The sequence below is a fragment of the Pseudomonas sp. 05T35 genome, assembly GCF_056396605.1.
The window spans coordinates 1-11,997 of record NZ_JBFTLU010000212.1 but is presented as its reverse complement, the minus strand read 5'-3'; the positions used below and the strand labels follow the sequence as shown (position 1 = coordinate 11,997).

At 59.3% G+C, this 11,997-nt stretch carries 10 protein-coding genes and 1 pseudogene; 6 read left to right on the top strand and 5 right to left on the bottom strand.

From position 1 onward, the window contains the following. Positions 1–63: 63 nt before the first annotated feature. Entirely contained in the window at positions 64–519 is a 456-nt protein-coding gene (locus AC1DH9_RS16975; RefSeq protein WP_427536139.1) for a DUF721 domain-containing protein, read from the bottom strand. A gap of 306 nt (positions 520–825) precedes the next feature. Between AC1DH9_RS16975 and secA the strand changes: the two genes are divergently transcribed. From secA to AC1DH9_RS16955, 4 genes and pseudogenes are all read left to right on the top strand, one after another. After that, positions 826–3,561, top strand: a complete 2,736-nt coding sequence (gene secA / locus AC1DH9_RS16970; RefSeq protein WP_477808462.1) for a preprotein translocase subunit SecA — start codon at positions 826–828, stop codon at positions 3,559–3,561. A 138-nt stretch (positions 3,562–3,699) separates the two neighbouring features. Continuing rightward, positions 3,700–4,557 (top strand): annotated as a pseudogene (gene argJ / locus AC1DH9_RS16965) (bifunctional glutamate N-acetyltransferase/amino-acid acetyltransferase ArgJ); the annotation flags it as partial. A gap of 96 nt (positions 4,558–4,653) precedes the next feature. Further along, complete coding sequence (locus tag AC1DH9_RS16960; protein WP_427531703.1) at positions 4,654–5,286, top strand: glutathione S-transferase family protein; 633 nt, start codon at positions 4,654–4,656, stop codon at positions 5,284–5,286. Beyond that, entirely contained in the window at positions 5,283–6,227 is a 945-nt protein-coding gene (locus AC1DH9_RS16955; protein WP_427536133.1) for a Nudix family hydrolase, read from the top strand. Before AC1DH9_RS16960 ends, AC1DH9_RS16955 begins: the two co-directional genes overlap by 4 nt. Positions 6,228–6,358: 131 nt before the next feature. On the opposite strand, the gene AC1DH9_RS16950 is transcribed toward AC1DH9_RS16955, so the two are convergent. From AC1DH9_RS16950 to AC1DH9_RS16940, 3 genes are read right to left on the bottom strand one after another with little or no spacing between them, the layout of a single operon-like run. Beyond that, positions 6,359–6,940 carry a cob(I)yrinic acid a,c-diamide adenosyltransferase gene (locus tag AC1DH9_RS16950; RefSeq protein WP_427536131.1) on the bottom strand — a complete coding sequence of 194 codons (582 nt, stop codon included), beginning with the start codon at positions 6,938–6,940 and terminating at the stop codon, positions 6,359–6,361. Between the two features lie 2 nt (positions 6,941–6,942). After that, positions 6,943–8,982, bottom strand: a complete 2,040-nt coding sequence (locus tag AC1DH9_RS16945) for a sensor histidine kinase (RefSeq protein WP_427536129.1) — start codon at positions 8,980–8,982, stop codon at positions 6,943–6,945. 45 nt (positions 8,983–9,027) lie between these two features. After that, complete coding sequence (locus AC1DH9_RS16940; RefSeq protein WP_427536127.1) at positions 9,028–9,945, bottom strand: putative 2-dehydropantoate 2-reductase; 918 nt, start codon at positions 9,943–9,945, stop codon at positions 9,028–9,030. Between the two features lie 142 nt (positions 9,946–10,087). Here AC1DH9_RS16940 and AC1DH9_RS16935 point away from each other — a divergent pair, with 142 nt between their 5' ends. Both AC1DH9_RS16935 and AC1DH9_RS16930 read left to right on the top strand, forming a co-directional pair. Next, on the top strand, positions 10,088–10,573 hold the full coding sequence (locus AC1DH9_RS16935; protein ID WP_427536125.1) for a YajQ family cyclic di-GMP-binding protein: 486 nt from the start codon (positions 10,088–10,090) through the stop codon (positions 10,571–10,573). A gap of 139 nt (positions 10,574–10,712) precedes the next feature. Further along, a complete protein-coding gene (locus AC1DH9_RS16930; protein ID WP_427536123.1) occupies positions 10,713–11,549 on the top strand; it encodes a mechanosensitive ion channel family protein in 837 nt (278 codons plus the stop codon). Positions 11,550–11,779: 230 nt separating this feature from the next. Here AC1DH9_RS16930 and AC1DH9_RS16925 read toward each other — a convergent pair. After that, on the bottom strand, positions 11,780–11,997 hold a 218-nt coding region (locus AC1DH9_RS16925), incomplete at its 5' end, for an OprD family outer membrane porin (RefSeq protein WP_477808461.1).

Genomic DNA, 11,997 nt, shown 5'->3' with positions numbered 1-11,997 from the left:
CAGCAGAGATGTTGACTGGTAAGCCGCCATCGCGAGCAGGCTCGCTCCCACATTGGCCCAGTATCAGGTCTTGGGTTTGGCGTGCGCCGCCAGGCGTTCCAGCGCTGCACGCAATTTCGGATCGCTGATGCCATCGGCCGTAGCCTGAATGGTCGCCGCCGCATCGCTCGACAGATCCATGGTGTGGCCGGCGGCTCCTTGCTGGACGGTCGGTGGTTGCACCTTGAACAGGATTCGCGTCAGGCTGGCGAACTCGTCGAACATCTGTAATTGCCGTTGCAGACGCTTTTGCTGATAGCGCAGACGGGTTGCCCAATGACCGTCGGTGACGATCAGCAACAGGCTGCCTTCGCGCCACGACGCCACATGACAATGTTCACGGGCAGCCGGCTGCAGTTGGCTTTCCAGCAAACGCTGTAAATGACCCAGGCGTTGTGCGTGGCCGAAAATGGCTTTTAACGGTTTGGCTTCGCGAAGCAGAACGGCGGGTGCTCTGGCCGTAAGAGGGCGAAATGCCATGATCAGACACCTGAAGTAACAGAGCCGCCATGGTAGCAGAAAGCACTTGATGCGCCTGAGCCATTGCTTTGTGAGCGCTTTGCTCATTAAATCAACGAGTAACTTCTGGCGTGAATGGCTTGAAGTTCAGCAAAATGCCCTTATTTTAAGTGAGCCCCGTAACAGCGCTGTGCATGCATCGTGGAACAACGCCACTTTCCTCACCATCGTTTCCGGGTAGAATGCTCGTTCGCATGCGGCCATGAGGGCTGCACGGGCGACTCACGGGGCCGCCCTCCATCCCTTTGTGTGGAAGATCCTGCCGATATGTTTGCACCTTTGTTAAAGAAACTTTTTGGAAGCAAGAACGAGCGTGAAGTCAAACGCATGCTCAAGACGGTACAGATCGTCAATGCCTTCGAAGAGCAAATGGTGGCCCTTTCGGACGATCAACTGCGTGCCAAGACTGATGAGTTCAAGGCCCGTATCGCCAAAGGTGAGAGCCTCGACAAACTGCTGCCTGAAGCCTTCGCGGTTGCCCGCGAAGCCGGCAAGCGGGTAATGGGCATGCGCCACTTCGACGTTCAGTTGATTGGTGGCATGACCTTGCACGAAGGCATGATTGCCGAAATGCGTACCGGTGAAGGCAAGACCCTGGTGGCGACACTGGCGGTTTACCTGAACGCGCTGTCCGGCAAGGGCGTGCACGTTGTTACCGTGAACGACTACCTGGCTCGTCGTGACGCCAACTGGATGCGTCCGCTCTACGAATTCCTCGGCCTGAGCGTCGGCGTAGTAACGCCGTTCCAGCCGCCGGAAGAGAAGCGTGCTGCCTATGCCGCCGACATCACCTACGGTACCAACAACGAATTCGGTTTCGACTACCTGCGCGACAACATGGCGTTCAGCATGGAAGAAAAATTCCAGCGTGAACTCAATTTTGCCGTGATCGACGAAGTCGACTCGATCCTCATCGACGAAGCCCGTACCCCGCTGATCATTTCCGGTCAGGCCGAAGACAGCTCCAAGCTCTATATCGAGATCAACAAACTGATCCCGCAACTGGAGCTGCATATCGAAGAGGTGGAAGGCGAAGTCACCAAGGCCGGTCACTACACCATCGACGAGAAGACCCGCCAGGTCGAACTCAACGAAGCCGGTCACCAGTACATCGAAGAAGTGCTGACCCGTATCGGCCTGCTGGCTGAAGGCGAGAGCCTGTACTCGGCGCACAACCTGGGCCTGCTGACCCACGTTTATGCCGGTCTGCGCGCGCACAAGCTGTTCCACCGCAACGTTGAATACATCGTTCAGGACGGTCAGGTCGTACTGGTCGACGAACACACCGGTCGTACCATGCCGGGTCGCCGTCTGTCGGAAGGTCTGCACCAGGCCATCGAAGCCAAGGAAAACCTGAACATCCAGGCCGAAAGCCAGACCCTGGCGTCGACCACGTTCCAGAACTACTTCCGTCTTTACAGCAAGCTGTCCGGCATGACCGGTACGGCGGACACCGAAGCGTTCGAATTCCACCAGATCTACGGTCTGGCGGTGATGGTCATTCCACCGAACAAACCGCTGGCACGTAAGGACTACAACGACCTGGTGTTCCTCACCGCGGACGAGAAGTACGCGGCCATCGTTGCCGACATCAAGGAAAGCATGGCTCAGGGCCGGCCGGTACTGGTGGGCACCGCGACCATCGAAACGTCCGAGCACATGTCCAGCCTGCTGGTGAAGGAAGGCATCGAACACAAGGTTCTGAACGCCAAGTTCCACGAAAAAGAAGCTGAAATCATCGCTCAGGCCGGTCGTCCGGGTGCACTGACCATCGCCACCAACATGGCCGGTCGTGGTACCGACATCSTGYTGGGCGGTAACTGGGAAGTGGAAGTCGCCTCCCTCGAAGATCCGACGCCCGAGCAGATTGCCCAGATCAAGGCCGACTGGCAGAAGCGTCACCAGCAAGTGCTCGAGTCGGGCGGTTTGCAGGTGATTGCCTCCGAGCGTCACGAATCGCGCCGTATCGACAACCAGCTGCGTGGTCGTGCCGGTCGTCAGGGTGACGCCGGTTCCAGCCGTTTCTACCTGTCGCTGGAAGACAGCCTGATGCGCATCTTTGCCTCTGACCGGGTGAAGAACTTCATGAAGGCCCTGGGCATGCAGCCTGGCGAAGCGATCGAGCACCGCATGGTGACCAACGCCATCGAAAAGGCTCAGCGCAAGGTTGAGGGTCGTAACTTCGACATTCGCAAGCAACTGCTCGAGTTCGATGACGTCAACAACGAACAGCGTAAAGTGATCTATCACATGCGTAACACGTTGCTGGCCGCTGACAACATCGGCGAAACCATTGCCGACTTCCGTCAGGACGTGCTCAACGCAACGGTCAGCGCGCACATTCCGCCGCAATCGTTGCCAGAGCAGTGGGACGTTGCCGGTCTGGAAGCAGCCCTGCAAAGCGACTTCGGGGTGGCACTGCCGATCCAGCAATGGCTCGACGAAGACGATCACCTGTACGAAGAAACCCTGCGCGAGAAGCTGATGCACGAGCTGCTGGCGGCGTACAACGAGAAAGAAGAGCAGGCGAGCGCAGAAGCGCTGCGCACCTTCGAGAAACAAATCGTGCTGCGCGTTCTGGACGACCTGTGGAAAGACCACCTGTCGACCATGGATCACCTGCGTCACGGTATCCATTTGCGTGGCTATGCGCAGAAGAACCCGAAGCAGGAATACAAGCGCGAGTCGTTCACGCTGTTCTCCGAGCTGCTGGATTCGATCAAGCGCGACTCGATCCGTGTGCTGTCGCACGTTCAGGTTCGCCGCGAAGATCCAATCGAGGAAGAAGCACGCCTGCGTCAGGAAGCCGAGGCATTGGCTGCACGCATGCAGTTCCAGCACGACGAAGCCCCTGGCCTGGAGCAACCGGAAGCATTGGGTGAGGAGGTCGATGTAGCCCTTGCCATGGCTCCGGTGCGCAACGAGCAGAAGCTGGGCCGCAACGAGCTGTGCTACTGCGGCTCGGGCAAGAAGTACAAACACTGTCACGGCCAGATCAGCTAAGATTTCTGCCTGACATTGAAATACCCACGCCGCGACCGGCATCAGCCGTCGCGGCGTTTTACCATTTAAAACACCGATGCCAGGTTAAAAAGAACAGGGCGACGACGGTGCAGACATTACATTAAGAGGAGCGCTTTCATGGCTGTTGGTCTTGGTCCTTTGCCAACGTTGCACCCGGTTGCCGGTTTTGAACTCGGTATCGCTTCGGCCGGCATCAAGCGCCCCGGGCGCAAAGATGTCGTGGTCATGCGCTGCGCCGAAGGTTCCACGGTGGCCGGTGTGTTCACGTTGAACGCGTTTTGCGCGGCTCCGGTGATTCTGGCCAAACAACGTGTACAGGGCCCGGTACGTTACCTGCTGACCAACACCGGCAATGCCAACGCCGGTACCGGTGAGCCTGGTTTGGCTGCCGCCGAGCGCACCTGTGCCAAGCTGGCTGAATTGGCCGGCGTCGACGCCAGCCTGGTGCTGCCGTACTCCACTGGCGTGATCGGCGAACCGCTGCCGGTCGAGAAGATCGAAGGCGCGCTGCAAGCTGCCCTCGACGACCTGTCGGAAAACAACTGGGAGGCTGCGGCCACCGGGATCATGACCACCGACACCCTGCCAAAGGGTGCGAGCCGTCAGTTCCAGCATGAAGGCGTGACCATCACCGTCACCGGTATCAGCAAAGGCGCCGGGATGATTCGCCCGAACATGGCGACCATGCTCGGTTACATCGCCACCGACGCCAAGGTTTCCCGCGAGGTGTTACAGAACCTGCTGCTGGACGGCGCCAACAAGTCGTTCAACCGCATCACCATCGATGGCGATACCTCGACCAACGATTGCTGCATGCTGATCGCCACCGGTAAAGCCGCACTGCCGGAGATCACTTCCGCCAGTGGTCCACTGTTCGCCGCGCTGAAGCAGGCGGTGTTTGAAGTGTGCATGGAAGTCGCCCAGGCGATCGTTCGCGATGGCGAAGGCGCGACCAAGTTCGTCACCGTTTGTGTTCAATGAAGATCTACTGTGGGAGCGAGCCTGCTCGCGATGACGGTCTGTCAGTCACCACAAGACTGGCTTGTTCATTTCATCAAAAGGCGCCTGAACATGAGCTACCACCTGATCATCGGCGACAAACTGTATTCCTCCTGGTCCCTGCGCGGCGCTTTGGCGCTGGAACTGGCTGGCGCGACCTACACCGAAGAACTGATCAAGCTGAACCAGCCGGACACCCGCGAACGCCTGCTCAAGCATTCACCGACCGCCAAAGTCCCGTTGCTGAAAACCGAACACGGGACCATTGCCGATTCGTTGGCCATCGCCGAGTACCTGGTTGAGCGTTTCCCGAACGCCAACCTCTGGCCGAAGGATATCGCTGCCCGCGCCCAGGCCCGTTCGGCCTGCGCACAAATGCACAGCGGCTTCTTCGCCATGCGCAGCAACATGCCGTTTGACCTGAGCCACGATGCGCCGTTGTCGCCAATGCCGCCTGAAGTGCAGGTGGAGATCGAGCGGATGCTGGCGTTGTGGGCTGAATGCCGCGCTGTAGCAACCGAACCCGGCCCGTTCCTGTTCGGTAGCGTAAGCCTGGCAGATGCCTTCTTCGCACCCATCGCTGTGCGCCTGCGTACCTATCAAGTCGCATTGCCGGCGGTGGATGCCGCCTATGTCGAAGCGATTTACCAATGGCCAGCCTTCAAGGCCTGGCAGAAAGCCGGTTTAGAGGAAGTAGTGCGGTGAAACGAGTTCATGTAGCAGCGGCTGTCATCCGAGATGCCAGCGGCAAGATCCTCATCGCTCGCCGCGCCGATACCCAGCACCAGGGCGGCCTGTGGGAGTTTCCCGGCGGCAAGGTCGAGGACGGCGAAGCGGTGCAAGCCGCGCTGTCGCGCGAGCTGCAGGAAGAGTTGGGCATTGTGGTCAGTGCCGCTCGGCCATTGATCAAGGTTCAGCATGACTATCCAGACAAGCAAGTGCTGCTGGATGTCTGGGAGGTCTCGGCGTTTACCGGCGAACCTCATGGCGCCGAAGGCCAGCCTCTGGCATGGGTGACGGCGCGTGAACTGCGCGACTATGAGTTCCCGGCCGCCAACCAGCCGATCGTGGCGGCTGCGCGTTTGCCAGGCGACTACCTGATTACCCCGGAAGGCCTGGAAACGCCAGCCCTGCTGCGTGGTATTCAGAAAGCCATCGCCGACGGGATCAAGCTGATCCAGTTGCGCGCTCCGAATGGCTACGACCCGCAATACCGCGATCTGGCGGTGGATGCCGTGGGGTTGTGTGCCGGCAAGGCGCAACTGATGCTCAAGGGGCCGTTCGAGTGGTTGGGGGATTTCCCGGCCGCCGGTTGGCACATCACCGCCGCGCAGCTGCGTAAATACGCCAGCGCCGGGCGTCCGGTGCCAGCCTCGCGCTGGTTGGCGGCGTCCTGCCACAACGCTGAAGAGCTGAGCCTGGCCGAGCAGATGGGCGTGGACTTCGTCACCCTGTCACCGGTCCAGCCGACCCAGACTCATCCGGATGCGTCACCGCTCGGCTGGGAGCAGGCCTCGCAGTTGATTGCAGGGTTCAGCAAGCCGGTGTTTCTGCTCGGTGGCGTGGGGCCTGCCGAACGGCAGAAAGCCTGGGAAGCGGGAGCGCAGGGCGTGGCGGGGATTCGGGCGTTTTGGCCTGAGGTCTGACTCTGCTGCGATGCTACCGGCGCCATCGCGAGCAGGCTCGCTCCCACATTGGGATTTGTGTACACCTCGATCCATTGTGGGAGCGAGCCTGCTCGCGATGACGGCCTGATAGGCACCAGATATTTAGCTGACTAAATCTTGGGCTTGGCCGCCGCCTGCCACAAAATCTCGGCAATCCCCTGGCGCTTGGCAATCAGCCGAGCCGCCACAAACAACAGGTCCGACAAGCGATTGATGTACGCCAGGCCAACCCCGGCCAACGGCTCCAGCGCATTCAGATGCTGACAACGTCGTTCGGCACTGCGCGCCAGGCTGCGACAGACGTGGGCTTGGGCAATCAAGGCTGAGCCGCCAGGCAAAATGAAGTTCTCCAGCGGTCCCAGCTCCTCGTTCCAGACATCGATCGCCGCTTCCAGGCGTTCGACTTCTGCAGCATTCAAGGCTTGATATACCGGCATTGCCAGTTCGCCCCCCAAATCGAACAGCCGGTGCTGGCACGGCTCAAGCACTTCAATCACCTCGCCGAGGCCAGGATATTCAGGGCATTGCTCGGCCAAGCCAGCCAACAACAATCCCAACTGACTGTTCAGTGTATCGACTTCGCCGATGGCTTCGACCCGTGGATGGTCCTTCGGCACACGGCGACCGTCGCCGAGCCCGGTTTCACCTTTGTCGCCGGTACGGGTGTAAATCTTCGACAAGCGAAAACCCATGTTTAGCGCTCCAGTTGTTTGAGTTCGTGAGAGGCGAGCGGGGTGGCGCCCGCCAATGGCAGGCGCAAGGTGAAGCACGTGCCTTGGCCGAGGGTCGATTGCACTTCCATCTGACCCTTGTGGTTGTTGGTGATGATGAAGTACGACACCGACAATCCGAGGCCGGTACCCTGACCGATTTCCTTGGTGGTGAAGAACGGTTCGAAGGTGCGTTTGCGTACGTTCTCGCTCATGCCTACGCCGTTATCTTCGACCTGGATTTCCGCCCACGGCGGGTTCAGTCGGGTGCGCAGAATGATGCGTCCCGGCTCTGTGGCGTTTTCGCGTTGGTGAATCGCCTGAGCAGCGTTTTTCAGCAGGTTGAGCAGTACTTGTTCGAGCTCGTTGGCGGTGCCGGGCACTGGCCCCAGCTGCGGGTCGAACTGACGAATGATGGCCTGGCCCTTGAAGTCGAAGCCGATGGCCAGGTCGAAGTCGTTGCTGGCGATCTCCACGGCTTGATCGATCAGTGCCGGCAGGTCGCACGGAGCCATTTGACGGTTGCTGCGACGACTGAAACTGAGCATGTGGGTGACGATCTTCGCCGCCCGGGCGCCGGCCTGTTGAATGCCGTCGAGCAGTTGCGGTACTTCGCGGCTTTGCAGGTAGCGATTGACGCTGTCCAGTTCGATGCCGATCTGTTCGGCGGTTTCGATGTTCTTCGGCAGGTCGGCCGACAAGCGCCGGCGAATGTTCTGCACGTTGTGCAGGATCGCTCCCAGGGGGTTGTTGATTTCGTGGGCCATGCCCGCGGCGAGGCCACCGACCGAGAGCATTTTTTCCGACTGCACCATCATTTCTTCCAGGGACAGGCGCTGGGTAATGTCGTCGATCCGGATCACCACGCCGCGTCCGGCACCACCCATCAATGGATAAAAGGTCAGCGCGTAATGCTTGGGCTCGTCGTCCTTGACCCAGGTGACGCGCTCGATCTTGACCACGCTGTGTTGCTCGACGGTTTCCTTGAGCTGCGGYAGGAACGGTTTCAGCGGTTCAAAGGCGAGGAAGATCGGCTGGTTCAGCGCTTCATCCAGGCGCGTACCGGAAAGCGCGCTGGCTTCCTGGTTCCATTGGGTCACATAGAGCTGTTCATCGAGGGCGATCAGTGCCGAAGGCATCGAGTCGATGATGCTGTTGAGGTAGTTCTGAAAACCGGTGAGTTTCTTCTCGATCTTGCTCCGCACCTGGACTTCCAATTCCAGTTTACGGTTGGTATGACGGGTTTCTTCGGCCAGGCCCTGGGCCTGGTCGTAGGCGGCCTGGGAGTCGTCCCGCGCGCGTTTGAGTTGCTGTTCACGGGCTTCGATGCGCGAAAGCATGGTGTTGAAGGCTTCGGCAAGGCTGCCGATTTCGTCGTGGTTGCCGCGAGAGGCACGCAAGGCGTAGTTTTCTTCGCGCGTCACCTGGCGGGACAATTCTTCGAGTTCATGGATCGGCCGGGTGATCAGGCGTTTGATCTGCCGGGCAATCACCAGCCACAGCAGCACGCTGAAAATCAGAATCCCGAGGCTGGCGGTCAGGGTGCCGGTGTAGAACGCCATCGGCAATTCGCTGCTGGCCACCAGCAGCAGATGACCCGGCGCCTCGCCTGGGCGCAACAGGGTAATCAACTGATTGCTGCGAAACTCGGACGCCTGCCAGGCCTCGATATTTCGATAGTGCTCGGGCAGCTTGAGTTTGTCGCCGTGCTGCACCTGTGCCAGGCGCAGGCCTTTGCCGTCATACAGCGCTGCGGCTCGCAGCGGTGAATAGCTGTTGAGTTCGTTGAGCAGCCGTTGGGCTTCTTCGGGAGAGTTGAGCGCCTGGTCGGCGATGGAGGGGTTGGCCACCAGCCGGCCGATGGTCTGCAAGGCCTGYGGGGCCATGCTTTCCTGGGAGATCCAATAGGCGGCGCTGATAAAGGTCAGGTTGGCCACCAGCAACACGGTGGTCAACAGCACCAACAGGGCGGCCAGCAGTTTCTGGCCGACCGGCAGGTTTTCAAGGCGCTGGCGCAATGGCATCGGGGTCGTCGCTAAAAAGGAACAGGAAGGCAGCGTAGCCGTTGCTCAGTCGCTGGGCAATCCGCGTGCGTGCAGGTGCGTCATCAGCCGCTGCTGCAATTGGTTGAGGTGTGGCAGCACCAGTTGGTGTCTCGACGCAACGGTGCAAGCGTGCCCGAGCAAGTAGCTGATTTCGGTTCGGCGTTGATTGGCGACGTCCTGGTACATCGACGAGTAGTTGGCCGCAGTCGCTTGAATTACCCGCTCGACTTCCTGCTGCAGGTTATGTGCGGCGGCGGGTTGACCGCAACGCTCCAGCAGCTCGCTCAGCTCGGCACAGAGGGTGGCGACCTCGCAATGATGCTGTTGCAAGCCGCCGTTACGGCAGTCATGCAGCACGGTCAGGGGGTTGATTGCGCAATTGAGCGCCAGCTTGCGCCACAGGCGGGTCACGATGTCGGTGCTCCACTCGTGGGGGATGCCGGCGGCGCTCAGGTCATCCAGCCAGATTGGTGGGGTAGGGTGGCTGGCATCGCCGAGCCAGGTGTAGCCATGGCCGGCAAACACCACGCGCCAGTCGTCATCGCGAAACGCGCCTTCAGTGCTTGAGGCAAAGATGCAACGCGCCTGCGGGACACGTGCGGCAACGGCGTCCTGACTGCCGAGGCCGTTCTGCAACAGAATCAGCTCGGCGTTGGGTGCAAGACGCGGTGCCAGTTGCGCCACCGCGCTTTCGGCGTCGTAGGCTTTGCAGGCCACGAGCAAGCGGTCTATCGGACCCGCGCTGTCGACAGTTTCGCCGGGAATCGCATACTGCTGCGCTTCGCCCTGTTCGACCAAGGTCAGCCCACCGGCGGCCTGATAGGCCTGCAAGCGCGCCGTGTCGCGCAGAATCAGTTTCACCGGCAGGCCAGCCCGAGCCAAGCGCGTGGCCCACAGGGTGCCCAGGCTGCCGGCGCCAAGGACGTGCCAGGTGGTCGACATCAGTTTTTTGCTCGGATTGGCAGGTGCATGTGAGGCTCGCAGCGTAGGAAGGTAAAGACCCGTTATAATCAGCGCGGATTTTAACCGCAAGCCAGGCGTGCTCCATCTCTATTGAGCGTGCCCTTTTTATTGGAGAGATTACATGCCGTCGTTCGACGTGGTATCCGAACTGGACAAACACGAACTCACCAACGCGGTCGAGAACGCCGTCAAGGAACTCGACCGTCGTTATGATTTGAAAGGCAAGGGCAGCTTCGAGTTCAAGGAAAAGGACCTGACTGTCAATCTGACTGCCGAGGCCGACTTCCAGCTGGAAGCGATGATCGAGATCCTCAAGCTGGCACTGGTCAAGCGCAAGATCGATGTGCAGTGCCTTGAGGTAAAAGACGCCTATGCTTCCGGCAAGCTGATGAAGCAGGACGCCGTGCTCAAGGAAGGCATCGACAAGGAGCTGGCAAAGAAGATCGTTGCTCACGTCAAAGAGGCCAAGCTCAAGGTCCAGGCCGCCATCCAGGGCGAGCAGGTACGGATCACCGGCAAGAAGCGTGACGACCTGCAGGAAGCCATTGCGGCACTGCGCGCCAAGGAATTTGGCATGCCGCTGCAGTTCAACAACTTCCGCGACTGATCAGTCTTCAGGGAACCTCCGGGCGTTAATGACGTCCGAGGCCCATGTAACGGCAGAAACGATTGAGCCATCATCCTTGGCTCGGTCTTTCTGCCGTGCAGTTTTTACGTGCCGGGTAGCCGGGAATCAGGAGAGATAGATGGACATAAATGCTGAAGTGGACAACCTGGTCAAGGCTTCCCAGGCCTGGATCCCGATGATCATGGAATACGGCAGCCGTGTGCTGCTGGCGGCCATTACCCTGGCCATTGGCTGGTGGCTGATCAACAAGCTGACCCACAAGGTTGGCAAGCTGCTGGCCCTGCGCAACGCCGATCTGGCGTTGCAGGGGTTTATGAGCAGCCTGGCGAACATCATCCTCAAAGTGCTGCTGATGGTCAGCGTCGCGTCGATGATCGGTGTTGAGACCACCTCGTTCGTGGCCGCCATTGGTGCTGCTGGTCTGGCGATCGGTCTGGCGTTGCAAGGCAGTCTGGCGAACTTCGCTGGCGGCGTGTTGATTCTGTTGTTCCGTCCGTTCCGTATCGGTGACGTGATCGAAGCACAGGGCATTACCGGCACGGTCGACAGCATTCAGATCTTCCATACCCTGCTGCGCACCGGTGACAACAAAACCGTCATCGTGCCTAACGGTAATCTGTCGAACGGCATCATCACTAACCACAACCGTCAACAGACCCGTAAAGTGGTGTTCGACGTGGCTGTGAATTACGACGCCGATTTGCAGAAGGCGCGTGAGGTGCTGCTGGCGTTGGCCAAGGATGAGCGCGTGTTGGCTGATCCTGCGCCGGTAGCGGTCGTGTCGACCCTGGGCGATAGCTCGATTACGGTTTCCCTGCGCGTCTGGGTGAAAACGGTGGACTACTGGGATGTGACGTTCATGTTCAATGAGCACGCCCGTGACCGTCTGAAGGCGGCAGGTATTGATATCCCGTACCCGCAACGAATGATTCGTATGGTTCAGGAAACGGCATAACAAGTCGCGGTTTTGGTCAAGTATCGGTAACGAACTCAAGGGGCGATAAGCCCCTTGAGTGTTTTTACAGTCTGCTGTTTTTGCTGGTCTGAAGCTGGAATAGAGTGCGGGCTGATTATTAGCTGGCTACTTATTAAAATTAATTTCATGTTGCCATCAAACAGTCATAAAAAAAGGCCCATCACTGATGGGCCTTTTTTATATCAACCGAACAACTGTAGCCGAAGCGATTACAGGATGTTGATTGGGTACTCGGTGATCAGGCGGAACTCGTCGATGTTGCCTTCGGCCTGGTCAGTATTACCTCTGTGCCAAGCTTGGCGAGCACGGAAGGACAGGTCTTTGAGAGGACCACTCTGGACAACGTACTTGGCTTCCAGGTTGGTCTCGTTGTGACGACCGTCTTCGCCGTAGCCGTAGAGACGGTAAGGGCTGTCAGCAGCCATCT